Below are 25,534 nucleotides of genomic sequence, written 5' to 3'. Positions count from 1 at the left end.
TAACTATGAATGTACTTAATTTCGACTTCATTTCACAACCAATCGAAAATATCAAAAAAGAAGTTATTTGCGGTGTGGTTGGGTCAGGCAACTTAGAAGTATTAGTAACACCGCTAGCGAACAATGAAAGTAGCAAATTCATTATTGATACCTCAGTCACAGGCTTTGATCATATTTGGGAGACTGTGTTAAAGGATTTTTCTAGTCGTTATGCAGTAGGCGGATTGGAGTTTAAAGTCAATGATATGGGTGCGACTCCTGCAGTAGTGAGTTTACGTTTAAGCCAAGCGATTAATATCTTAGAGGAAGAATCAAATGGATAGTTCAAATATTCAACAAAGCTTTTATGAAAAGACGGCACGTAATCGAATCACGAGTATTGTTGATAAGAATAGTTTTCAAGAAGTTCTTAAACCCGGCAGTATCCCTGTGAGTCCCAACCTTGCCTCGTTAGATATTGTAGGCAGTTTTGATGATGGTGTCATTATTGGGCAAGCAAAAATTCAAGATGAGCCAGTATACATGATTGCTCAAGAAGGCAAATTCATGGGGGGTGCTGTAGGGGAAATACATGGGGCAAAAATTGTCGGCATGTTACTCAAAGCTATTGAGGAAAAGCCTAAAGCCATCATATTTTTGGTTGATTCAGGTGGTGTTCGCCTTCACGAGGCAAACGCTGGTTTGATCACGATTTCTGAGATTATGCGTGCGATGTTAAAAGTTCGAAATGCTGGCATTCCTATTATTACCGTCATTGGTGGTACGAATGGTGCCTTTGGTGGCATGGGTATATGTGCGTGCCTAAGTACGCACGTTATCATGACAGAAGAGGGACGTTTGGCTCTTTCAGGTCCTGAAGTCATTGAAACTATTAAGGGTGTAGAAGAGTTTGACTCTAAAGACAGGGCTTTAGTATGGCGAGTGACAGGTGGTAAAACACGTTATTTGCTCGATCATGTCGACTTCTTAGTAGAAGACGATGTAAATGATATTACTCAAGGGATTATTGAGGCTCTTCAGCAACCTGCTGTGGATTTAGACTTAGCGTATTTGCAGCAACAGCAAGCGTCATTGCAGAACCAATATGATCAGTGGTTTGGTGAGAAAGATAGTATACAAATTTGGCAGGCAATGAATATAGACAACCCTGAATCTATTTCCATGCTTAGCGCTCAACAGGTTAGAGCTATTAAAAAAGGATAATATCATGCAAACCAAAACAATTTTAGAAAAGCTTTTCCCCAATAATCTTGAGTATCGCATTGAGCATTCAATGATACGAGGTAGTGCAGACACTAAACTTGGAAAAGTTGAAATTATTGGTACAGTCGATTCTGCAGCTATGAACCAGCTGATTGCAATGACCCTTGCTAATGAGATATTAGATGTCATAGCAAAAGGTCAAAAAACACCCATCGTATTTATTGTAGACACGATGGGGCAAGACTCATCGAGAGCTGATGAGCTGTTATGTTTAAACAGAACATTTGCTCATCTAGCATCTTGTGTAGATTTGCTCAGACGTAGCGCTCATCCAAATATAGCCATTGTCTTGGGTGAGGCGGTTAGTGGTGGGTTTTTATCTTATGGTCTCATGGCAAATCAAGTATTTGCTATGCAATCAAGCCAAGTTAAAGTAATGGACTTAAATGCGATGTCCAGGGTAACCAAAATACCGTTAGATAAACTGAAGTCCTTGTCACAGACATCAGCCATTTTTGCTCCAGGTGTAGAGAACTATTATGCAATGGGAGCAGTTGATGATATCTGGAAAGAGCTTAATGAACATCTGGTCGAAAATGCTCTTGAATCCCAGCTGATGCATATTGATGATTTTCTTATAGATGATCGCCGGCAAGTAGCAGAAGAAAGAAAAGGGCGTTTATTATGCAACGAGATTGTTGAGTCAGTTCTGATGGCTTAATTCTAAGCAGATTTTTATAGAGGTGAGATGTATGCAACGTCATGATTTAGTTTACTTACAACCACATGAGTCATACGATTTTATGAATGCATCCCTACCTTTATCTGTGACGATGGCTGTTGGTAAGATGATTGAATCTCAACAGCCACTGACTGCTTGTAGACAAGACATTGCCAATGTAATCAAAGTTGCTACTAGTTATATAGAAGACGGTCGTAAATATCGATTGGCACTAACACTATCTAAAATACCTGAAATTATCAAGCCACCTTTAGCGCTTGAGGTTTTAGTGCCTCAGTTGCCGAAAGCGATTCGAGAACACGCTCAAAAATTTATCGAACGCTGTTCTTATTTAGATTGTGATGTGCATGTCTATGGCTCCTTTGCCAATCAATATTTTACGGATTTGCCTTTTGTGAAACCAACATCAGATTTGGATGTTTTGATCGTTGCACACAGCAATAATATCTCACAAATATTGTTAGAAGTGGAAGCCTTGAACCTGTTTGCAAAATCTACTGTGGGTTTAAAAATTGATGGGGAGATAAGATTACATGGATGTAACGACATATCTTTTAATGAACTAATCTACGCCATTATGTTTGATGTTCCAACCGTTTTAGTAAAAACCCTTTGTGATATCAAACTTCAAAAAATAGACGTATTACTAGGATGGAATACTGATGAATTTGAACACTTTATTAGATCAAACAAACAAACCTTTATTGCCCATACAGGCAGTCTGGCAGCAGATTGATGAATTAGCATGTGAAGCTTTATATGATGAGTTAAGTTTGGAAAATAAACCAGGTCTTGTCTGTCCCTCCAGTAATGGCAGTCACACAGATATGAACCATCTTACTTTTATTAATAGCATCACATCTTTGAAAGGGTATTTTTCCACGTTAAGTCAGTTTGGCTATGATGACAGACCATTTGATGATTTAAAAAATATGGGAATTTATCAAGAAGCAAAAATGCGAGAGGCGACCAAGAATGTTAATACCCATAAAGGGGCTATATTTAATTTAGGTTTTGTCTGTGCAGCGATTGGTAGATGTATACAAGCAGAAATACCATTAACCGCTAACAGTATCTGTGAGCAACTGGTGGATAGGTGGCAGTTTGATTTAACGACTCGTCTGCAGCGTGAGCCAGATAGCCACGGTCAAAAAATGTTTAAGAAGCACGGCATAACTGGTGCTATCGAAATGGTTTCTAATGGCTTTGAGATTATTTTAACTGACGTTTTGCCATGCTTCTATGACACTATCTATAGCACTCGAGATTTTGAAAAAGCCAGTATGCAGGCATTAATGACACTGATATCTGTATTGTCAGATACTAATATCGTGTGGCGAGGCGGGATAAAAGACTTAGAAAATGCGCAAGCGTTGGCGAAACAGTTTTTGCAGGAAGGTGGTGTACATCAGCTAAATTGGCGGCAGAAAGTAAGTAATATTAATCAATATTTTATTCATAATAACCTCAGCCCAGGTGGCAGTGCCGACTTACTAGCCGTCACAATCTTCTTTTATAAGGTGGAAAATGAATTTAATTATCTTATTTAGTGGGCAAGGCCTACAAAGCCAAAAGCATGTGAATGAAATACTGACCTATACCTCGGAGCACGAGCGATCGATTCTAAGTGCTATTGCACCCGAGCTCTTCAATGAAAATTCTGATAGTGATAAATTATTTGATAACAAAGTTGCGCAACCGTTTATTTATACTTTGCAATATTATCGATGGCATCAGCTACGTCAATTGATTTCAGCACCAACGGCTTTTGCTGGGTATTCTTTGGGAGAAGCAAGTGCCTTTTGTTGTAGTAGCCAACTCACATTTGAGGACGGGTTAGATTTAGTTAGTAAAAGAGCCAACCTCATGCAGCAAGAAGTAACAGAGTCTAGCGGGTTATTAGCAATCAAAGGTGTTTCTGATAGGAACCTTGAGCAACTGCTTGAAGAAAGCAACACCTATCTGTCTATAAAGATCAATAGGGACCAATTCATTATAGGTGGTAATAAAAATGATCTTGAACAGGCTGCACAAGTTGCACAAACACTAGGTGCACAAAGTGTGCAGCTGTTAAACGTGTCTGTGCCATCCCATACAGTAATGATGCAAGGTGCTGCAGAAGGATTTCGTAAATATACTAAGACATTGGCTTTACCTTCTATGACAACTCCCATCATTAGTGCAACTGAAGGAATAAGGTACAGCGATACACATCAAGGTTTAGAAATCTTGTCACGTCAAATAGACCATGCGTTAGACTGGTACTTTTGTATGGAAAATATCGAAGAATATCAGCCAAGTATGGTGATAGAAATAGGGCCAGGAAATGCTTTGTCCAGAATGGTAAATAATTTGCTGCCGCATGTGCCTTGTAGAAGTTGGGACGACTTTCGTAATGTAGATGGGTTAAAAGAGTGGATAGACAGAAATAGCTAAGGTGCTAGTTAATAGTTTTTATAATTTAGAGCCTGATAAGTGGTTTTTTATAAAATTTTTAATAAGGTCATCAGATAAAATAATCATCATTATTTGTGATTTATTATAATCAAAAGGTAGGCTCTACATGTTGTATGTGTGGTTTGTTATTGCAGGTGCGTTCGCAGGGGTCAGTGCTGGTTTGTTTGGTGTAGGCGGCGGCATGATTATTGTACCAGTACTCGTGTGGATTTTTACCGCATACAATTTTTCACCTGAGGTAGTCACACATTTAGCTATTGGAACCTCTCTAGCGACTATTGCCGTAACCTCTATTAGTTCATTGACCGCACATAACAAACGTGGTGGTGTACGTTGGGAAGTCTGGCGTAGTATGGCATTAGGTTTAGTAATTGGTGGTCTAGTTGGGGCAGGGATTGCCGATATGATTGATGGTGATATATTGCAAGTCATTATTGGTATTGGGGCATTATTAATGGCTTTGAAAATGTTGTTTTTATCCAATAAGGAACAATTAGACAGGCCTTTACCGCCTGCTAGTGTGCAGTTTGGTGCTGGTAGTGCTATTGGTATGGCATCGTCTATTTTCGGTATTGGCGGTGGTAGCTTGACTGTTCCATTTTTAAATTGGGCAGGATTACCGATGAGACAATCGGTGGGAACGTCGGCTGCTTGTGGTTTACCAATTGCTGTAGCTGGAGCGGTGGGTTTTGCATGGTTTGGTCAAGATGTTGTCAATCTTCCTAAAGGCACTATAGGCTTTATACATATTAGTGGATTTATATGTATCTCAGTTGCAAGCTTCGCGATGGCCAAAGTTGGGGCTAAGCTTGCCCATGTATTGCCAGCCTTGATACTAAAGCGAGCATTCGGTATGTTGTTATTAGTTGCAGGCGGTCAGTTATTGTTGAGCGGTATCGGAGTGTTGTAGTATGCCTTAGTCTAATAAAGTATTGAGAATTTAGCTGTAAAGACTGTTTTTCCGTTTTTAAAAACTCTTTTGACTAAGTTTAGGCTCTATCCTTGATAAAAATAATTAATGAGAAGCCTGCATAACCCATTACGTCAAAACCAATTTAGATAATAAACATAGTCATGCTCGTAATTGATCAAAAAATACTTGGTAGCTGTGTTTAATAATTTAAAAACGGTGCCTACTTGAGGCACCGTTTTTTTGTTTGTATATGACTGTAGTGGCATAATTAAATTGGACAGCGCCTAAGAGGTTATACTAACCCAAAGAGGAAAATAGTATGACCAACGAATAGACCAACACAACACGTGGGATACATAGGGTTGAACGGGAATGATTGGGACAGCAATAGAGAATAAGCATAGACTGAAAGTCTTGCTATTAAAGGTTTTAAGGGTTGTTTAGGATAGGGTAGGACAAGACAGGAAAACAGGGAATAACTAAGATTGGCGGTGAAGGAGGGATTCGAACCCTCGATACGCTATTAACGTATACACACTTTCCAGGCGTGCGGTTTCAGCCACTCACCCACTTCACCGTTTTGAGTCATACTCACTTAAATACTGCACAGACCATTGACAATCTGATTAGGACTCCAAGCTTTTAAATACTGTATATGATATACAGGCACTGATTTTTGCAGGACCTAGTATAGCGGATAGCATTTAAAATGTCACGGTGTGCGCAGTATCTTTCTTTATTGGTAGACGCCTGCTAGGATAGAGCATACGTAATAGTAAGCATAAATGGTTGAAAGTTGCATGAGAAGTGTTTTTAAGCGAAGATTTAATCTAAAAAACAGCACGATAACGGTAATAATTGCTACCGCTTTAAGCGTATCAACGGTACATGCTGATGATTTTACACAATGCAGCCAATCATTTTATGGTGGTGTCTATCCTGAATTCAGCAATACGAAGCTCAGTAATAATACCCAAGCACTATGTATGGACGGTTTCGCTGTCATGTATTCTGGTATATCACGTACGCCATTATGGTCAGCAGAATATCTAGATCGTAAGCGTTTACAGCAGGCCAAACAAATCGACCGTGAAGACAGCTTTCATGAAGAAAGCCGATTGCCACAGTCCATGCGTGCCAAGCTCTCTGACTATTCAGGCTCAGGTTATGACCGCGGACATTTAGCGCCTAATGGTGACATGGCCAATCGAAGTCAGCAGTATGATAGCTTTAGCCTTGCTAATATAGCCCCGCAATCACCACGTAATAATCGCTATATCTGGCGCAATATTGAATCGGCGACTCGCTATTTAACGCAGCAATATGGTGAAGTCTATACTGTCACAGGGGTTGCATTTACTGATAAAAAAGCTAAACAATTAGCAGGGCGGGTACTGGTGCCCAGTCATTTTTTTAAAGCCGTTTATATTCCAGCGATCAATCAAGCAGGTGTTTACTATGCGCCAAACGACGAATCTGAGCGTATAGAAATCATTAGTATTGACGAATTGACGTCTAAAATTGGTATTGACGTCTTGCCGGTACTTGATGCAAAGACTAAAGTACAAGCTCTGGATTTACCGCTAAAGGCTGGCGAAGCGATAGATCTACCAACCACAGAGGTAGAAGAGCCTGCTTGGATATTATTCGTAGTAGCAATCTTTGAATGGCTCATGACACAATTGCAAACATAGGTCGTTTAAATATTGCTAAACCTGTGTGATTCTGATACATCCTGTAATATGCTACTCATGAAAAGAGGGGGATTAAATGATTGACCCATTTGCTAATAACCACCAAAGCATGCAAATTGGTGAGCTAGTGATTGAAAATCAAGAAGATAAAATTATTATTTATGGGGACATTAATCTGGTCTTAAATGACACTGGATATGAGCAGGCAAAACAGCTGCATGAGCTTAGCGGTAAAATTTTAAGCGCCTTCGAAAGTAAAAGTCTTTATAGCAATGATGAGGCTAAGTCAAAAGAAAAAGATGACCAATCGGGCAAAATTATAGACAATCCTTTCCTGTAACTTATTGATATAGTTTTGATTTTATAGAAATAATAAACTATAAAAAAATTACTAGGCAAATTCTTAAAATTGCTTATAATGGGTCAAGACAACGCTTATGCTGTCCAGATTTTTTATAAAGAGTAAATTGGTCATTTGGTATTTGCTGTACTAATGAGCGAAAACTGAATATAGTACCACTGAGCTGTAATAAAAAATTGTTGGCAAAGGATGAGCTTAGGACATAGAAACATATCGTTTCTAATAATCATTGAATGAAGGGAGTCTATTTATGAAACTATTCGCAAAAACTACATTAGCAATTGCTGGTATCAGTTTAGCAAGCATGGCATTCGCTGCTGATCCATTAGCCAATACTACTTGGCAGACTTATGACGAAGGCAAGCCAAAAGGCGTGGTTAAAATCACCGAGTCAAATGGCGTGTTGACTGGTAAGCTTATCAGTACCGTGTCAGAGAAAGGTCAGAAGCACGTTGGTATGACGATTATCTCTGGACTAAAAGCTGATGGTAATGGTAAATACAGTGGTGGTAAGATTACTGACCCTGAAAAGAACAAGACTTATAAATTGACTGCTAACTTGAATGGTAGCAATCTTGATCTAAAAGGTCATTTAGGGCCATTCTCACGTAGTCAAACGTGGAAAAAGAAATAAGTCTGAGTTACTGTAATTCTCTTTATTAAGCTAAGTATTAATAAAGAATAAAAAAATCCCGCATTGCCGAAAGGTATTGCGGGATTTTTTAGTAGTGTCTGTTGTTATATTTCTGTTTAAAGTAAAATTGAGATCCTGATTAGATATTCATCTCAAAACAAAAGCGGTATAAGATAACTATAGCTTTGCTAGGATAGATGTTCATCGTAAACTGTGAGCAATGCGTGGCAGAGACTTTGAAATCCCTGCTAGCAGCACTACAGCATTCTTAAAGCAGAATTATTAATATATTCCCTATCTTATAAATTCTGGATAGGCTTCCATACCACATTCGGCAATATCAGCACCTTGATATTCTTCTTCTTCAGAGATACGCAGACCGATGACAAACTTAATAATGCTCCAAACGATTAAGCTGCTTATAAAGACCCATGCAAAAATAGTCGCAGCACCGACTAGTTGACCAAGCAATGACGCTGCCGGATTGGTCAGCGGTACAATAAGCAGACCAAATAAACCCACCACACCATGGACAGAAATAGCGCCTACCGGATCGTCAATTTTTATTTTGTCTAGTAGTAAAATCGATAAGACAACGATGACACCAGCAGTCATACCAAATAAGGTAGCTTGTAGTGCTGACGGCGTTAAAGGTTCTGCAGTGATGGCAACCAAACCTGCCAATGCACCGTTTAAGAGCATGGTTAAATCGGCTTTACCAAATATAAGGCGTGCGATGAGCAAGGCACCAATCGCTCCACCAGCAGCGGCAGCATTGGTATTCAAAAACACGACAGCGACAGAATTGGCGCTAGCGATATCACCCAGTTTTAATACAGAACCACCGTTAAAGCCAAACCAGCCCATCCATAAGATTAAGGTACCAAGCGCTGCCAGTGGTAAGTTTGCACCAGGAATAGCGCGTATCTCGCCTTTAACGCCGTATTTACCAAGGCGCGCTCCTAAAAGTAGTACACCTGATAACGCCGCCGCCGCACCTGCCATATGTACGATGCCAGAGCCTGCAAAATCAGAGAAACCCAAGTCGCCTAGACTATATAAGCCAAAGACTTCCTTACCACCCCATGTCCAGCTGCCTTCTAATGGATAAATGACCCCAGTCATCACCACGGCAAACAGTAAGAATGACCATAGTTTCATACGTTCAGCGACCGCGCCTGAGACGATAGACATACAGGTGGCTACAAAGACCACTTGAAAGAAAAAGTCGGACGCGCTGGAGTAAACGGCATCGCCATTAAAACCGTTTTCAGCTGAGGTAGCTAATGCATCAGTGACCAAACTTTCGGTACCTGCAATACCACTCAAAAACAGATTGCCGTCATACATGATGGCATAACCGCATATCATGTACATGGTACAGGCAGTCGCAAAAAGCGCGATATTTTTTGTTAGGATTTCGACAGTATTTTTTGAGCGAACCAGCCCTGCCTCTAACATTGTGAAGCCCGCAGCCATCCACATGACAAGCGCGCCACACATTAAAAAGTAAAACGTATCTAGCGCGTACTGGAGCTCAAAGATTTGATTTTGCATGTTAATTCCCCCTTGAATATATGCAATACAGAGATCGGTATGACCTATAAAGAGATATTTATAGGTAAGTCTTGCGCTTAGATAGCGTCAGGACCTGTCTCACCCGTACGAATACGAATGACTTGCTCGAGATTGGTCACAAATATCTTACCGTCTCCGATTTTACCGGTACTAGCGATACGCGTGATAGCTTCAATAGCTGGCTCAACCATCTCATCCATCACCGCCACTTCCACTTTTACTTTAGGCAAAAAATCCACCACGTACTCGGCGCCGCGATAGAGCTCAGTATGACCTTTTTGACGACCGAAACCTTTGACTTCAGTGACGGTAACGCCTTTTACACCAATGTCAGAAAGCGCTTCACGCACATCATCGAGCTTAAACGGTTTTAAGATCGCAGTGATTAGCTTCATAAAAAAATCCTTATATGGGTGATGTCGCAGGTCAATAGATGCCATTTGATGCAACATATTATGATCATGCTTATATTAAATGATTCAAGAATTGTGCCAAACTTACTCAAGGGGGAAGGTAAAATAAGGCGCATTTACTCAAAATCATTAGCACAATGACAAAAATGGCGTTTATACAGCAAACATAATCCTCGTTTTACTGTGTATAAATAGACAATTAACCTGTAACGTTACATGAATACAAACTTTATTATAACTAACTTTTTAATCACTTTGGGGAGGATATGGCTTTATTTCCTGTGATGATTTGCTAAATGATTGTCGGATATAAAAACAGCTAGAAAAGATAAAGGCTACCTGTTTATCGATATAAAGAGTAGTCTCTATATCGATAAACAGGTAGCCTTTGTGTCAAAAAGAATAAGCTAAGAGGCTGTCTTTAGGCCTTGGGGAACAATAAGTACGGAGTAGTGGTGCTACCTAATAGCTTTTTGGTGTCACTGCCTTTGAGCAGCTCAATCAAGCGCGGCTGGGCAAAGGCACCTGTCATCAGTAGACCAATATCGTTGTCACGTTGATAGTAGGTTAGCGCTGCAGTGACATCACGGCAGTCGAGCAAGGTTTTTTTGCATTTAATACCAGCTTGTTTTAGGCGCGCGTAGGCTTCACGTAATGCATCGCAGTTTTCAGAATTCTCTTTGCCGACCATGACGATATGGATCATCAAGGCGCGCACTAAAGGTGTTTTACAAAGCCAATTCAGCATTTTGTGCGAAGTAGGACTATTATCAAACGCAAATAAAGCACTGGTAGGGGGCAAAAATGGTGCATGAGTCACCAAAATGGGGCAGTGACTTGAGCGGATAAGCTGGCTTAGAGTCGATTTACAAGTGACATGATGACCAATCACGATAAGTTGGGCTTGGTCATCGACATAATTAATACTGTCATCGAGCTTTTCATGCCGATGCAGCGTATAAGTCTTGATTTTGTGACGTTGCTGCTCGCAATAGCTGCTTGCTTGATGTAAAAGAAGCTTACCTTGCGCTTTTAACTCGCAATTACTCAAGTGCTCTTTTGTAGTGAATTGATCTAGTAAGGTATTTTCATCATCAATATTGAGGCAGCCCGAATAATCAACGGCTGCCTTCTGCTGTAAGCTTGGCACTGAATACAGCAGTCCAATCGGGGCTTGCAAGCGGATAGACGCCCACATGCTTGCTTCCAATACAGCTTGCACATGGTTTGGGCAGTCTAAGCAGGCAATCACGCTATCTGGCTTCAAATTACTCATAGAGGCATCACATCATTTCAATAACTTAAATGCAAGCTGGGCAGTCGAGATATGGCGCTCAACTGCCCAACCTGATTTATATACCAATATAATTACTGATCAATAAACCACTCGTTTATATCAGCTTGATAACACACATACAGTGCTAATCTAATAAGCCAATATCTCGGCGATCATGAATAGAAAAACGATCGATAAGCGTACGGCTGGCACTGTTCAATCCAACGACTTTTACCTCAATACCTTCGCGCTGCAAGCGTATCACCAGCTTATCCAAGGTATCTACTGCGCTGATATCCCAAAAATGCGCTTGGCTCACATCGATGTGAACATTATCTAATGCCTCTTTGGTATCAAAGCTTTGCAAAAACTGCGTGGTAGATGCAAAGAATACTTGTCCTTGAACGTAATAATAACGCGTATTGCTACTGTCATCATATTCGCTAAATACGGTTAAGAATTGACCAATTTTGTTAGCAAAAGCTAAAGCAGATAATAGTACGCCAACACCCACGCCGTATGCTAAGTTGTGAGTAAAAACGGTGGTCAAAACTGTCGCTAGCATGACAATATTAAATGACATAGGATGGGTCTTAAATTCACGAATAGACTGCCAGTTAAAGGTACCAATAGATACCATAATCATCACAGCTACCAGCGCCGCCATCGGTATCAAGCTGACCCAATCATTTAAAAACACCACCATAATCAGTAGTACGACACCAGCGATGAGCGATGATAAACGGGTACGCCCACCAGATTTTACGTTAATCATTGACTGCCCAATCATTGCACAGCCAGCCATACCGCCAAAGAATCCTGATACGACGTTAGCGATACCTTGACCACGGCATTCACGGTTTTTATCGCTTGGTGTATCGGTCAGCTCATCAACAATGGTTGCTGTCATCATAGATTCCAACAAACCTACGATGGCAAGCGCGATAGAATAAGGCGCGATAATAAGTAAGGTAGTCAAGTTTAGGGGAATATCAGGAAGCAAAAACATCGGTAATGAATCTGGCAAGTCGCCCATACTACCAACGTTACGAATATCAAGATTCATATACATGGCAACAGCTGTCAAACCTACAATGCAAATCAGTGGCGATGGAATAACGCGACCAATTTTAGGAATGAGGGGAAATAAATAAATAATCGCCAAACCTGCAGCAGTCATTATATAAACCGTCAGACCAACGCGTTCAGTGGCAGGGTTGAGCTCAGGCAACTGCGCGGCAAATATCAAAATTGCCAGCGCATTCACAAAACCGATAACGACTGAGCGCGATACAAAACGCATCAGATTACCCAGCTTTAAGATGCCCATAACGACTTGAATACCACCGCACAATAAAGTTGCAGCAAGTAGGTATTGCAGACCGTGGTCGGCAACCAAGTCAACCATGACCAGTGCCATGGCTCCTGTAGCTGCCGAAATCATACCCGGACGTCCACCAACGAAACTGATGACTACTGCGATGCAAAATGAGGCATATAAACCAACTTTTGGGTCGACACCAGCGATGATAGAAAAGGCAATGGCCTCTGGAATCAGTGCCAGAGCAACGACTAAACCTGATAAGGTATCACCACGAATATTGGAAAACCACTCTTCACGTAAATTACCAAAAAAAGATGTCATAAGTAAACTGCATATAGTTGGGGACGAAAAAAGCAATCATTACTCAGTGATAGAATGATTGCATTGTGATGAGCATTTCTAGAATGATAAAACTGTGTCCGCAATCATGGTCTGCGGTAGAAGAAGACAGATAAACTGTCAGAAAAATTATAAAAATACATATGATGAAAAATAAGGGAGAACATGCCTATCATACTATTAGCGTAATATGAAACATCGCCAATAAGAGGCGACAGTCGCACGATAATCGTGACAACATGCTAAACTAAAATGCTATGCTGAAGTTGTCGTCAATATAGTCGCTCTTACTAAGGTCGCTATTATAGCATTAGCCACTCAATATAAAAACCGCCGTCTCATTGTATAAAGTATTGAAAAATCAGTACCGAAATATGGTTGATACCGTTATCATGCTATTCATTTTAATCAAATGGTTCAGGCGATATGTGCAGTATGTTGATTGTCTGTTTTCTTGATATTATTTTGTTCGTTTATTTATTCGTTTCATAAAAGGAAAAGCCATGACCGCTAGCACCGCAACAGAAACCTTACTTCATAAAGGCAGTGGTTTACAAGTCGTGGTCGGTTTGGGGCAGTCGGGGTTATCGGTCGCGCATTATTTGGCCGAGCAAGGCTACCAAGTTGCCGTGACTGACAATCAGGAAAATCCTGCGTTAGCAGATAAGCTACCTGCTACTATTGATATCAGGCAGTTTGGTGCGATCGATGCCGAATTATTACAACAAGCGGCACGGATTATTATCAGCCCTGGTATCTCTTTAGATAATGTCGCCATTGCCGCGGCACGAGCTGCAAATATTCCAGTGGTCAGTGATATTCAGCTATTTTGTGAGGCTTGTACAGTACCAATCGTTGCGATTACAGGTTCAAATGCCAAGAGCACCGTTACGACACTGGTCGGACAAATGGCGGCAGATGCAGGTATCAATGTTGGCGTAGGCGGTAATATTGGTGTGCCAGCGCTGAGCCTACTGAGTGATAAAGAGATGGAGCTGGCGGTTATAGAGTTATCCAGCTTTCAGTTAGAAACGGTCACCAACTTAGGAGCGCAGGTCGCGACAGTCCTCAATATGTCGCCTGATCACTTAGATCGTCATGGCGATATGCTCGGCTATCACCAAGCCAAACACCGTATCTTTCAAGGTGCCAAATCAGTAGTGATTAATCGAGAAGATGCCTTGACGCGGCCACTGGTATCAGACAGTTTGCCAAGATTGAGTACTGGTATCCATGCGCCTAATAAAGGACATTATGGACTTATTACGGATACCGCCGGACAAACTTATTTGGCACGCGGCACAGAGCGTCTAATATCGGCAGACAAACTCAAGATAAAAGGGCGTCATAACCTGCTTAATGCCCAAGCAGCGTTGGCATTGGGCGAGCTTGCTGGTTTGCCGCTTGAAAGTATGCTCATTACTTTGCAGCAGTTTGCAGGGCTTGAGCATCGCTGCCAATATGTCTCTACAGTCGCTGGCATTGATTATTTTAATGACTCTAAAGGCACTAATATTGGCTCAACTATGGCGGCTGTTGAAGGTTTAGGTGCAGTTTATGCGCCAAAAGACGGTAAGCTGCTATTAATATTGGGCGGTCAAGGTAAAGGTCAGCAGTTCGGTGAACTTTCGCCCTTTATCAATCAATATGTGAGTCAAGTGCTGTTTATTGGTGAAGACGGTAAGCAGATTGAGCAGCATTTACGCGCAGCGGGTCTCAGCGATGAGGTCAGCCTGCATCAATGTCAGACATTAGAAAATGCTTTTGCGACGATTGAGCAAGTAACAGCAAGTAGTTTGTCGCAAGTACAGGCGGTATTATTGTCACCTGCTTGTGCAAGCTTCGATCAGTTTGATGGGTTTGTCGCCCGCGGCGAGCACTTTAGCCAGCTCGTTAAACAATTGGATGTTGTGTCTTAAAGATTTCGATCATAAACGGCAAAACCCAAGCATCTATATCGCCCTATTCAGTCTTATAAAGTGTCTTGTTACAATATTATGTGACCTGCGCTTTATAATCGTAAACATGACAAGCATTTTCTGGATAAATGATTGTTTTGCTTATAAATTGCTGCTACTGTCAAAGAGAAGCATTATGGTCAAGAATTACAGGCTGTAGCATAGACAGTGAATACTTTGATGAGTATTAATTGAAGGTTTTCTAATCGACACTTGCTTATGCGCAACTTTTTAGTCAAGTCTATTTAACAATATCTCTTTTTAATTTTTAAACGGTGGCGTTGCATAAACGCCGTGTTTTTTCGTTTGCTAGTGTATATAAAATTATGGCGCTCTCTTCTCTCTTTCGTTCTTCTTTTCAATCTCGACAACCTAACGGTTCAGATGGCGTTTTATCTATGCCATCTGCGCGTGCGATTTTATTATCTAGTGTTGGCTGTATGTTGGTGCTGAGCCTATTAATGGTGGCTTCGGCGTCTATTCCTTTTGCGCTCAGTCGCGGCATGACAGAGCTAAAGTTTTTCTACAATCAGCTTCTATACATGGGCATTGGACTGGCTATCGCAGCGGTTTCTTATCGGGTTGTATCCTTAAAGACCTTATATAAGACCGAAACCCAATTTATACTCTTAGCCATTACGGGAGCCTTGCTATTTGCGACCTTATTTAGCACGCCCATTAATGGCTCGAAGCGCTGGTTAACCTTAGCGGGATTTAACTTCCAAGTAGCAGAGCTTGCAAAGCTTGTAATGATTATATTTGTCTCAGATTTTGTCGTACGGCGCTCATTCGAAGTTCGTAACGGTTGGGATGGCTTTTTAAGGATTGCGTTGGTGGTTGGGATGATAACCTTCCTATTATTAGCGCAGCCAGATTTTGGTTCCTTTGTGGTTATTATTGGTATGGTCTTTGCGATTTTTTATATCGCTGGTGCTCCTTACAAACAATTTATCGCCTTGGGTGCGGTCGCTGTCGGCGGCGCAGTATTAATGGTTGCGACGGTACAGTACCGATTGGTACGAGTGATGTCTTTTCTAGACCCATTTGATGATGTGCAAGATACTGATTATCAGTTGGCACGCAGTTTAATTGCCTTTGGCCGTGGACAGTTTACTGGTGTTGGGTATGGTGAAAGCGTGCAAAAACTGTCGCATTTGCCGGAAGCGCATACCGATTTTTTATTAGCCATTACGGGTGAAGAATTGGGTTTCGTTGGGGTGACGATGATTCTGATACTTGAAGCGCTGATTATCGGTAGTGCCATGCGTATTAGTTATACCGCTCTAAAGCGTCGGCAGATGCGCATGAGCTATACTGCTTTTGGCATTGCGGTCGTGTTTATTGCGCAGACCATTATCAATGCTGCAATGAATATGGGTGCAATTCCGACTAAAGGTTTGACAATGCCTTTCTTTAGTTATGGTGGCTCATCAATGTTGATTAGCCTAGTGATGGTGGCAGTGCTACTAAAGATTTATAAAGAAAGTCCTGAGATTGAAAAAAGCCAATGTCGCTATTACTAATTGGTATTTTTGATTTAGAGAAGCGTCGCTTATAGCGGCGTTTTTTTGTTAAATAGTGGGCATATTTAAAGACTGCCTACCTTGTAATGGCGTGTTATCCCATTGAGCAATTGCTTGATTTAGCATACGCTCTGGCGAGTCATGCTCGACTGGTAACTGCCCTAATAGCTTTAACGCATACGCAAGTAATTTACTTGGATGACGAGTATCGATAGGCTGCGCAAGATTTTGCTTGGAAAGTTTTTGACCATCTGAATTGCATATCAAGGGCAGATGATACCAATGACTGATCGTCGGTAAGCGTGCTGCTTGCATGATACTGATTTGAGCAGTCGTCATCGGTAAGATGTCCAAACCACGCATGATATGGGTGACTTGCTGTAGTCCATCATCAAGACTTGCCGCCAAAATATAATTAATCATGCCATCTTGACGTCGAGCCACCATGTCCCCTAAAGTTTGCTGCGGATTATCCCACTGTATGCCCTGAATACCATCATTAAATCCAATACAGTAATCTGGCAGCTGTATACGCAGTTTATGTTGTATAGGACTTAAATCCTTCTCAATACAAAAACGTGGATAGCGTTGCCTATTGGGCTGTAGATCACTATCTACTTTTCTATTATCGTTAATAGACAAGTCAGTGGATAATTTTACATCATTAAGCGCTATTTGTTGTTCTTGCTGTGTCCAATAATGCTCTAAACGCTTACGTGAGCACTGACAGCCATAAGTCAAAGGACTTAATACTGAACAGACATAATCATTATAAATATCAATGCGCTCAGATTGAAAAATAACATCGTCATCCCAGTTGAGCCCAAGCGCCTCTAAATCTATCAAAATTTGCTCGGTAAACTGTCTGTCACAACGTTCGGTGTCCGTATCTTCGATACGTAATAACCATTTGCCACCGAGTGATTTGATATGACAAAAGCTGGCAAGCGCGGTCGTTAACGAACCTAGATGCAGCTCACCTGTGGGTGAAGGCGCAAAACGGCCGATAGGCTGCGTCAATTCAATATTGGTTGGCATGGTTTTTTCTGACTTAGACGGGGTAAACGTTTTCAACATAGACAGTTATTGTAAAATGACTAGAGAGATGAATAGAATAAACAATCCACCTATAAAAAGATATTTAACAAATACGCTTATTTTGTTGGTGACTCGTCAACCTACGTAAAGCCTATTTATAAAACGCAACGAGCGACCAATCAATGGTCGCTCGTCCTTATTGTCATGCTTGATCAAAACCGCTTCAGTTCACTATATCTTGTATTTAGCAAACCTAAGCGCTTTTAGGTATGACCTTGGTTTTGGCGTTCTTTAATCTCAGACAATGTTTTGCAATCAATACACTGAGTTGCTGTTGGACGTGCTTCAAGACGACGCAAACCAATCTCTACGCCACAGGTTTCACAAAAACCATAATCATCATTTTCTATTTCTGAGATAGACTTGTCGATTTTGCGAATAAGCTTACGTTCGCGGTCACGCGTACGCAAAGTCAGCGCAAACTCTTCTTCTTGAGTGGCGCGATCATTGATGTCTGGCATGGCGCTCGACTCATCTTGAATATAAGTCTTGGTGCGATCCGCTTCACCGATAAGCTGATGCTTCCAGTCTAATAACATTGCCTTAAAATGTGCCAACTGCTCATCAGACATATACTCTTCGTCTTTGGCAGGTGCATAAGGCGTAAACTTAACATCACTTGGATTCGTGGTCAGGGTGCTCATATGGGTATCCTACTTTTTCAAATTAATTCAATAAAACGTGCTGTCAAAAGACCAGACGTTATCAATTTACCAAACGCTATAAATTTTCCCTTTATAAAACGTTTTACCACTTAGTAACACAGCTGATCTGATTAAAATGTTTGTCTCAATATGCTGATAATGACGTATCAATGGTCAAGTATATTGTCATAAATATTTTTATTTAAATGGTTATGCCTAAATAAAATAATAAGTCACTGACTGTGAACACTTAAATTGTGGTCGATGTAGCCATCCTAGCTATTATAATATTGCCTAATGATATATTAAACTGTTGTGATTTTTATCACTATTTATCGTTTGTAATGCTGTCTTCAAAATATAGCTCTCAAGACAAAAATGCGATTAGTTATATCGATATCAACCTATACTTTGCCAGCCATTCTATAACGAATCAAGCAAAATCAGCGAACAATATAGCCGACAGACTCAAAGCACCATTATAGCCAGACAAGTAATCAATTCTAGTCAATAAAACTGGTCGTCAAGTATCTAGTCTTTCAACCCAGCTTGCAACCTTTCCATTGTTGGCTAATTGCAACCAACGATACCCTGGGCGCATATTTTTATCGTAGGCAAAATTGTCTTCAAACGGCTTAAATTGATAGCAGGTAGAAGGAGTGCTATATACAGTGACACCTTGATAATGGCGTGTTTGCTCTTGATGGGTATGCCCATTGATAATAACGCTAAGATTTTCAAAAGGGGTTATATGCTGCCAGAACTCTTCTGCATTTTCTGCCATATGGCTATCAATCCATTCGGAATCTACGGGCAATACATGATGATGGAGCGCGATGAGCGCGGGCTTAGCACAAGATGCTAGCTGCTCACGTACCCAATCAATGTCGGTCGCCGTAATCTCGCCTTCTACTTTGCCAGTAATCGATGAGTCTAGTAAAAGCAGCTGCCAATGCTCAGATTCAATCAAATGACGGCTAAGCAGACGTGGGTCAGAAGCCCTCGCAATCAGCGTCCGTTGGTAAAAAGGTAAATCCTCACCCATCTCATCAGTCACGTCATGATTGCCAGCAATACAGGCAAAAGGAATGCCCGTCTCCTTCAATACTGTAAAAATATGGTCATAAATAGCAGGCTCTACTTTATTGACCAAATCGCCTGTTACAATAATTAAATCACACCGTATCTCTTTGCTCAATGCTTGCTTGATAATTGCCTCAAAACTATATTGGCAAACAGCGACTTCACTACTGGTTTCATCAGCAGAAGCCGGCACATGTGATGATAGATGCAAATCAGTGATTTGCAATACATTCACCTGTCCGTCTGGCGTGCTGACGGCACTCACAGGATAGCTTGGCATTAAATTTTGTCCCTTATCGAAGACTAACAATGAACACTTTTAGGATATTCAGATAATTAAATGCACTATGGCAGCTCACCTGATTTCTCAATGTCGTTTTTATAGAGCGCATTTTAGACTGCTGATAAGAAGGGTGTTCCCTCTTGCGTAAAGCGCTATTAACTATCATATTGATAGCATTAGTGAAATTTTACAACATTAAACGTATGAAAGCTTTATCAATTTTAATGAAATAAAGTTGTGCAAGGGAAAGAGATATTTGAGAGCATTACTAATGGCTATAGTGTGTTATGGCAAATGGCCTACCTTCTAACGGCGTGACGACCAAAACTTTGCCAATATGGATTTTGATGTGGTCAGTTTTGAGATGATTAAAGCGGTAAAGAACAAACTGGCTAAGACCAAGACGATAGAGAGTCCAGTTTGGATATCAAGCCAAATACTACCCCATACACCGAGTGTCACACCAAGTTGTGCTGTAAATAGGGCGATAATCACCATCTGTTTTGGTGATGCTGACCACAGGCGGGCAGTAAGAGCTGGCAATACCAATAAGCCGCTGATCAATAAGCTGCCAACAGCTTGCAAAGCGATGGCACAGAACCCTGCTAATACGCCCATAAAAAACAGACGTTGGCGAGTAGGGTTAATGCCTTGTATACGTGCCAAAGCTTCATGGGTTGCCAATTTAATTTGGGCAGGCCATATGTAAATAAGCAATGCCAAACCGACCAATACGCTGCCAGCAATTAAGGGCAAATCTGCCCAATCAAGCTCAAGCAAGTTACCAAACAAGAACCCTAAGACGTTTGCTTGCTGATCGGTTAGTTGGGTTAAAGTTAATAGTCCCAGACACAGTAAGGATACGGCAACCACTGCTAGTACAGCATCGGCTGGTAAGCGTTCATCATCCATAAATACCAGTCCCAATACCACCAGCACGCTGACCAATGCAATACCGATACCCATTGGCATCTGCCACCATACCGCCAGTGCCACACCTAGTAATGTCCCATGTGCTAATGCATCAGCGAAAAAAGCCATACGTCGCCACAACACCAAACATCCTAAAGGTGCTGAAAGCAATGCTAAAATACTACCGGCAATCCAAGCAGGCGCAATAATGGCTAACCAAGCACTCATAATACATATCCGTAAATTTTTATAAAAAAGGGTGTCAGGTCGTTTTTGATTTAAGTCATTTGATTTTTATTATATCTAGCTTGGTGCGTGATGCTCGCAGGCATGCGGCTGATGGACATACGGTTGCTCGTAATGATGACCGAATAGCTTTTGAAACTCACTGCTGATGGCAAGCTCGCTCGGTTGACCTTCACAGCAAATATGCTTATTCAAGCAAATCACTCGTCGACTGCCTTTCATGACCCAGTGCAAATCATGCGAGACTACTAACATAGCACAGCGTAAAAATTCCGGTAGTTCATCAATAAATTGATACAACCAAACCTCCGTTTCAGGATCAAGACCTTGCATCGGCTCATCTAAAATCAATAAGTTGGGCTTATCTAATAACGCCCGTGCCAATAATACCCGTTGAGTTTCACCGCCAGAGAGGTGCAGCATCTGCCGCGAGAGTAAATGGGTCAATGATAATTTATCAAATATAAACTGCCGCTGCTCTGCCGTAAGGCGTTTTTTACGGGCTTGCGCTAAAAGGTCGCTGACACGTAATGGCAGTATTGGTGGCACAGAAAATCGCTGCGGCACATAGCCTATCTGTAAAGGCTCAGAAGGTGTGACCTGTCCAGATGTTGGTACAATCAGTCCCAAAATAAGCTTAACCAGCGTCGACTTGCCCGCACCATTGGGACCAATAACGCTTACCGTCTCATTGACAGCAATGTCAATATTAATATTAGACAGTAAACGTTGTTGACCAATATAGTAGCTGACATTGCTTAGATTCAGCAGCTTACTTGTATTATTCATCAGATGACCGCGCATATGGATAGGGAATAGGTTTGAATATAACAGTAATCTAAATTTTTACTGACAGGCTTGGCAACGACCGCTCAGCTCAATCACACTACGAGCAACGGTAAAGCCGATATCTTCTTCAGCAAAGCTCATCATCTCTTGCACAGGTAAGCTGCTACACTCTTGTACGCGTTGACACTGCTCACAAATTAAAAAGGCTGCCGTATGATGAGCGCGTGGATGACAGCAAGGTACATAAGCATTGATAGAGGTCAGTTGATGAATCAAACCTTCGCTCAATAAAAACTCTAAACTGCGATATACAGTTGGCGGTGCGACATTTTTCGTGCCCTCAAGCTCACTGTCATTATCTAAGAGTCGCATTTGCTGTAACTGAGTGATTAAATCATAAGCGCCTACTGGTTTATTGGCTTGCAATACCAGCATATATATTTGCTGCCGTAAGGGGGTAAAACGCACACCTCGCATACGAGACTGCTCTTTTGCTGCTTCTAGACGCTCGGTCACATCCTGTGGCGTAAAATCTTGCACGTCATGAGCATGCTCACAGTTCGATGAAGTGGTCGGCATAGCACAAACTCCCAAAAGCATTTTTAATAAATGCAGAAAGCATTCGGTTTTAATTAAATTCCGCACAGTATAACGGTAAATGGCTATATCAATACGTAGATTTGTCAAACCTTACTATTACTTTTAATCAACATCGCTTTTGTAGGTTGGACTGCGGTTAGCAAAAACAGAATAGCTGAAATGCAAAATAAAAGTGGGATTTCATTATGTTATAGTATAACATAATGATTGGAAGCTTAATATATTAAAGATATCGCAGTTCAATGACTTAATAGGATCAATAACGCATGATTGCCAATGCTCATAAAGCCACGCCGATTGTAGATAACAGCTTAAACGTTCAAGAAAAGAACCTTTTGCATAAGATGCAGCAATTAACACAGCAGTACTTCTTAATAGCTAGCTTGTTGATGTTAGGGTTTTTGGCGTTACCAGCTCAAGCGGCAACGGTGAGTGTGAGTGTGAGTAATTATCCATTATTTTTGTTAAGCCAAGCAGTTACTGAAGGCGCGCCCCCTGCCAAGCAATTATTACAAGCAGGGGAGGTTGGGCATCATGGTAGTATCAGCCCCGGCGATATCAAAGCGATTCAGGACAGTACCTTTGTGGTTTGGTTTGGTGAGCCGTTAGAAAATAACTTGGCAGCAAATTTAAACGACGCGCCTAACTCTATCGCTTTATTTAAGTTTGATGCTTTTAATCGCCATCCTTTGCGTGATATCAAAGGCAAGCCTATCGCTGGCACGCTTGATCCACATATTTGGTTGGATCCTAACAACGCCAAAGCCATTACCCGTGCTCTTGCCGTCATACATAGTCATGCCGATCCGCAATATAAAGAACTTTATCATGCCAATGCACAAAAATTTGCCCAACGTATGGATGCAGCAGTGGCAAACAGTAGTGCTAAACAAAAACCTTTGCCGTATTGGGCTTATCATGATGCTTATCAATATATGGAAAACAGCATCAACCTACAGCTCATCGGCAGCTTAAGTACTGACGATCATTTAGCACCAAAAGCCAGTCAATTACGCTGGCTTAACGAGCAGCGCCCCGCTAAGAAAATGTGTCTGGTCAGTCCAAGTGTGCCTGCCAAAGGTTTACTTGCCAAGTTACAGCCCGTTCAAGAAACCGTTCAGGCAGAAGATATGAGTAATAGTAAGGACTTTGTCAGTGGGTGGCAAACGATGGCACAGCAGATTCGCCAATGTATATCATAATGGACTTATTAGAATAAGTGATTGAAACTGTTAATTAAGAATCCCTAAAGACTGTGATATAGTGCCGGTCAAAGACTAGTTATCTACGCTTAAGTATCTGAATTCTTGATGATTGAGCTAGGTGACTGATAAAAGGTATATTTTACTTGCTTAAAAGGGGCTCGCTCCCTATAATAAGTGGCGTTTAATTTTGGTTAAAAGGTAACATCTGTAGAGTGAGCCATTCACGGATAATAGTGTCGCGATGATATTAGATAGCGATATAATCCAAATGTTTAAGGCTATAGGAATACCGATGACCAAGCCTGCCAAACGCACACAGAAAGATAAGATTGGTATTTATATCAAACGTCAAGCATGGATACTGTTTATCCTTATTATTATTGCTTGGCTTGTAGATACGATGTGGCTGCACAGTGCGCTAACCGTTGCAAAAAGCACCGCTATTGGTGCCTTGCTAAGTTTTGCCACACAAGCGGTCTTTGCCTTTTTTATCTTTTGGTATACCGGTTATCGCGCGCGCTTACATATTGTTAGCCAGCTTTATCGGGGTCAGATGGCCAAATGGCTATTGACTGTGTTTGGTTTCGCACTAATTTTTATTACCGTACAACCCCTATCAGCGCCTGCGCTGTTTATCGGTTTTATGGTAATGCAAATTAGTCACAGTTGGATGTTGTGGCATATACGCTAGTGTTAATAAATGATAACTATATACATAGTTACAGTATTCATTGCGCTTAGCAAGTCACCCTGCCGTCCAGCTTCTCTATGACTGATTTTAGAAAGTCGAAGCATAATAATTGTCTTAGGACAGTACCAACTATCGTGATATGAGCGTTTGATATAAGGTAGCGTGCAGTAATGTGCGGGTAGGGGAGCGCGAAATGAGCGTTTACTACTATTTATACTTAAATTCTTACAATTTAATTATAGATGCGAAGCAACGGTGTTAAACGCCACTAGCAGCTAACTTATTCATACAGCGGATAAAAAAGTCACAATTGACTTTACACGAATACAACCCTGCATTAATATATGCAGCTAAATATTTTACTTAACAGCGCTGTATTAAGCGTTGACTGTCAAAACACAGTGATAATAAGTAAATATATACATAAGAATTTTGCGTACACATGTAAAGGGCTATTACTGAACTATCATAAGCCCTTTTTTGATAGCTAAAATTTATCTTACGCTATCAAATCAGCATGAGTCATAGAACTATGGGTTGGATGTTATTGGTTACATGAGCGTGTTAGCATGAGTCATTTGCTTGCTTTGTTGTAAGGCAGATAAACATACTAAAATCTCATCAGATGACAACCATATTTTTGGTAGTTGATTAAATCGTTGATTAATAAGAAGCTGACATTATGGCAGGCGAGCAAACAACAACAGAATATATCTCTCACCACTTAACGAACTGGACGTACGGCTATCTGCCGGGCGAAGGTTGGAAAGTTGCCTATAATGCTGAAGAAGCTAGTGCAATGGGCTTTAAAGCTATCCACCTTGATTCTATGCTTTGGTCAATTGGTCTAGGCATTGTTTTCTGCGCCATCTTTTGGATGGTCGCTAGGAAAGTCACTTCAGGCGTGCCGGGTAAAACTCAGGCTGCGGTTGAGATGATCGTTGAGTTCGTTGATAACAACGTTCGTGATTCGTATAGTGGTACCTCAAAGCTGATTGCGCCTCTGGCGTTGACTATCTTTGTATGGATATTCTTAATGAACTTGATGGATTTACTACCCGTCGACTTTATCCCTATGATTGCTGGCCAAATCGGCGCACTGATGGGACATGATCCACATCATGTGTACTTTAAGATTGTTCCAACCACGGATCCTAATATCACGCTTGGCATGTCTTTTTCTGTCTTTATATTGATTCTATTTTATAGTATCAAAGAAAAAGGTTTGGGCGGCTTTGTTGGCGAGCTAACACTGCATCCGTTTAGTGCCAAAAACCCTATCGTACAAATTATTTTAATACCCATCAACTTTATCTTAGAGTTTGTTACTTTGATAGCGAAACCTATCTCTTTAGGTTTACGACTATTCGGTAACATGTATGCTGGTGAGTTGATTTTCATACTGATTGCCTTAATGCCGTTTTGGATTCAATGGGCGTTATCAGTACCGTGGGCTATTTTCCACATCTTAATTATTACACTTCAAGCGTTCGTATTTATGATGCTGACGATAGTTTATATGTCACTTGCATCATCAACTGAACATTAATTAGACATTCAATAGGTAA

25 protein-coding genes and 1 tRNA gene are annotated in these 25,534 nt (G+C 41.1%); 15 read left to right on the top strand and 11 right to left on the bottom strand.

What is annotated here, in order from left to right:
* Positions 1-5 precede the first annotated feature (5 nt).
* The 7 genes from mdcC (at position 6) to M0221_RS11865 (ending at position 5,312) form a co-directional block, all read left to right on the top strand.
* Positions 6-323 (top strand): malonate decarboxylase acyl carrier protein, encoded by a 318-nt coding sequence (gene mdcC / locus M0221_RS11895; RefSeq protein ID WP_483283905.1) that lies wholly within the window; start codon positions 6-8, stop codon positions 321-323.
* Positions 316-1,203: a biotin-independent malonate decarboxylase subunit beta gene (locus tag M0221_RS11890; protein ID WP_483283904.1), complete on the top strand. Its 888-nt coding sequence runs from the start codon at positions 316-318 to the stop codon at positions 1,201-1,203. Before mdcC ends, M0221_RS11890 begins: the two co-directional genes overlap by 8 nt.
* Positions 1,204-1,207: 4 nt before the next feature.
* Positions 1,208-1,924, top strand: coding sequence for a biotin-independent malonate decarboxylase subunit gamma (mdcE, locus tag M0221_RS11885; protein ID WP_483283903.1), 717 nt, complete (start codon positions 1,208-1,210; stop codon positions 1,922-1,924).
* 31 nt (positions 1,925-1,955) lie between these two features.
* Complete coding sequence (mdcG, locus tag M0221_RS11880; RefSeq protein ID WP_483283902.1) at positions 1,956-2,681, top strand: malonate decarboxylase holo-[acyl-carrier-protein] synthase; 726 nt, start codon at positions 1,956-1,958, stop codon at positions 2,679-2,681.
* Positions 2,608-3,495, top strand: coding sequence for a triphosphoribosyl-dephospho-CoA synthase MdcB (gene mdcB / locus M0221_RS11875; RefSeq protein WP_020444449.1), 888 nt, complete (start codon positions 2,608-2,610; stop codon positions 3,493-3,495). Before mdcG ends, mdcB begins: the two co-directional genes overlap by 74 nt.
* Positions 3,473-4,381 carry a malonate decarboxylase subunit epsilon gene (gene mdcH / locus M0221_RS11870; protein ID WP_020444448.1) on the top strand — a complete coding sequence of 303 codons (909 nt, stop codon included), beginning with the start codon at positions 3,473-3,475 and terminating at the stop codon, positions 4,379-4,381. Before mdcB ends, mdcH begins: the two co-directional genes overlap by 23 nt.
* Positions 4,382-4,508: 127 nt before the next feature.
* On the top strand, positions 4,509-5,312 hold the full coding sequence (locus M0221_RS11865; protein ID WP_483283901.1) for a sulfite exporter TauE/SafE family protein: 804 nt from the start codon (positions 4,509-4,511) through the stop codon (positions 5,310-5,312).
* 489 nt (positions 5,313-5,801) lie between these two features.
* On the opposite strand, the gene M0221_RS11860 is transcribed toward M0221_RS11865, so the two are convergent.
* Positions 5,802-5,892 (bottom strand) — tRNA-Ser (locus M0221_RS11860).
* Positions 5,893-6,115: 223 nt separating this feature from the next.
* Between M0221_RS11860 and M0221_RS11855 the strand changes: the two genes are divergently transcribed.
* The 3 genes from M0221_RS11855 (at position 6,116) to M0221_RS11845 (ending at position 8,004) form a co-directional block, all read left to right on the top strand.
* Complete coding sequence (locus tag M0221_RS11855; protein WP_483283900.1) at positions 6,116-7,009, top strand: DNA/RNA non-specific endonuclease; 894 nt, start codon at positions 6,116-6,118, stop codon at positions 7,007-7,009.
* 76 nt (positions 7,010-7,085) lie between these two features.
* A complete protein-coding gene (locus tag M0221_RS11850; protein ID WP_020444445.1) occupies positions 7,086-7,349 on the top strand; it encodes a hypothetical protein in 264 nt (87 codons plus the stop codon).
* Positions 7,350-7,620: 271 nt separating this feature from the next.
* Positions 7,621-8,004 (top strand): DUF2147 domain-containing protein, encoded by a 384-nt coding sequence (locus tag M0221_RS11845; protein WP_133104958.1) that lies wholly within the window; start codon positions 7,621-7,623, stop codon positions 8,002-8,004.
* Between the two features lie 294 nt (positions 8,005-8,298).
* Here the strand turns inward: M0221_RS11845 and M0221_RS11840 are convergent, their stop codons facing one another.
* From M0221_RS11840 to M0221_RS11825, 4 genes are all read right to left on the bottom strand, one after another.
* On the bottom strand, positions 8,299-9,561 hold the full coding sequence (locus M0221_RS11840) for an ammonium transporter (RefSeq protein WP_483283899.1): 1,263 nt from the start codon (positions 9,559-9,561) through the stop codon (positions 8,299-8,301).
* A gap of 77 nt (positions 9,562-9,638) precedes the next feature.
* A complete protein-coding gene (locus tag M0221_RS11835; protein ID WP_011514651.1) occupies positions 9,639-9,977 on the bottom strand; it encodes a P-II family nitrogen regulator in 339 nt (112 codons plus the stop codon).
* 439 nt (positions 9,978-10,416) lie between these two features.
* Entirely contained in the window at positions 10,417-11,271 is an 855-nt protein-coding gene (locus tag M0221_RS11830; protein ID WP_020444443.1) for a universal stress protein, read from the bottom strand.
* A 145-nt stretch (positions 11,272-11,416) separates the two neighbouring features.
* Positions 11,417-12,916 carry a SulP family inorganic anion transporter gene (locus M0221_RS11825; protein ID WP_011514649.1) on the bottom strand — a complete coding sequence of 500 codons (1,500 nt, stop codon included), beginning with the start codon at positions 12,914-12,916 and terminating at the stop codon, positions 11,417-11,419.
* Between the two features lie 521 nt (positions 12,917-13,437).
* Here M0221_RS11825 and murD point away from each other — a divergent pair.
* Both murD and M0221_RS11815 read left to right on the top strand, forming a co-directional pair.
* Positions 13,438-14,853 (top strand): UDP-N-acetylmuramoyl-L-alanine--D-glutamate ligase, encoded by a 1,416-nt coding sequence (murD, locus tag M0221_RS11820; protein WP_483283898.1) that lies wholly within the window; start codon positions 13,438-13,440, stop codon positions 14,851-14,853.
* Positions 14,854-15,290: 437 nt separating this feature from the next.
* Positions 15,291-16,415 (top strand): FtsW/RodA/SpoVE family cell cycle protein, encoded by a 1,125-nt coding sequence (locus M0221_RS11815; RefSeq protein WP_149493099.1) that lies wholly within the window; start codon positions 15,291-15,293, stop codon positions 16,413-16,415.
* 48 nt (positions 16,416-16,463) lie between these two features.
* Here the strand turns inward: M0221_RS11815 and gluQRS are convergent, their stop codons facing one another.
* The 6 genes from gluQRS to M0221_RS11785 form a co-directional block, all read right to left on the bottom strand.
* Entirely contained in the window at positions 16,464-17,453 is a 990-nt protein-coding gene (gluQRS, locus tag M0221_RS11810) for a tRNA glutamyl-Q(34) synthetase GluQRS (protein WP_483283897.1), read from the bottom strand.
* Between the two features lie 263 nt (positions 17,454-17,716).
* Positions 17,717-18,157, bottom strand: a complete 441-nt coding sequence (gene dksA / locus M0221_RS11805) for an RNA polymerase-binding protein DksA (RefSeq protein ID WP_011514645.1) — start codon at positions 18,155-18,157, stop codon at positions 17,717-17,719.
* A 523-nt stretch (positions 18,158-18,680) separates the two neighbouring features.
* A complete protein-coding gene (locus M0221_RS11800; protein ID WP_149493097.1) occupies positions 18,681-19,520 on the bottom strand; it encodes a metallophosphoesterase in 840 nt (279 codons plus the stop codon).
* A gap of 309 nt (positions 19,521-19,829) precedes the next feature.
* On the bottom strand, positions 19,830-20,663 hold the full coding sequence (locus M0221_RS11795; protein WP_263241297.1) for a metal ABC transporter permease: 834 nt from the start codon (positions 20,661-20,663) through the stop codon (positions 19,830-19,832).
* Between the two features lie 75 nt (positions 20,664-20,738).
* On the bottom strand, positions 20,739-21,470 hold the full coding sequence (locus M0221_RS11790) for a metal ABC transporter ATP-binding protein (RefSeq protein WP_227673050.1): 732 nt from the start codon (positions 21,468-21,470) through the stop codon (positions 20,739-20,741).
* Positions 21,471-21,527: 57 nt separating this feature from the next.
* Positions 21,528-22,049, bottom strand: coding sequence for a Fur family transcriptional regulator (locus M0221_RS11785; RefSeq protein ID WP_149493096.1), 522 nt, complete (start codon positions 22,047-22,049; stop codon positions 21,528-21,530).
* Between the two features lie 287 nt (positions 22,050-22,336).
* On the opposite strand from M0221_RS11785, the gene M0221_RS11780 reads away from it, so the two are divergent.
* The 3 genes from M0221_RS11780 to atpB all read left to right on the top strand — a co-directional run bounded on the left by M0221_RS11780 (position 22,337) and on the right by atpB (position 25,515).
* The gene (locus M0221_RS11780; RefSeq protein WP_483283896.1) at positions 22,337-23,272 is read left to right on the top strand and encodes a metal ABC transporter solute-binding protein, Zn/Mn family; all 936 of its coding nucleotides are present in this window, start codon (positions 22,337-22,339) and stop codon (positions 23,270-23,272) included.
* 295 nt (positions 23,273-23,567) lie between these two features.
* The gene (locus M0221_RS11775; RefSeq protein ID WP_011514639.1) at positions 23,568-23,966 is read left to right on the top strand and encodes an ATP synthase subunit I; all 399 of its coding nucleotides are present in this window, start codon (positions 23,568-23,570) and stop codon (positions 23,964-23,966) included.
* A 682-nt stretch (positions 23,967-24,648) separates the two neighbouring features.
* Positions 24,649-25,515 carry a F0F1 ATP synthase subunit A gene (gene atpB, locus M0221_RS11770; protein ID WP_011514638.1) on the top strand — a complete coding sequence of 289 codons (867 nt, stop codon included), beginning with the start codon at positions 24,649-24,651 and terminating at the stop codon, positions 25,513-25,515.
* Positions 25,516-25,534 lie beyond the last annotated feature (19 nt).

The sequence above is a fragment of the Psychrobacter sp. ANT206 genome (assembly GCF_056880555.1).
This window is presented reverse-complemented; position numbering and strand designations above follow the sequence as displayed.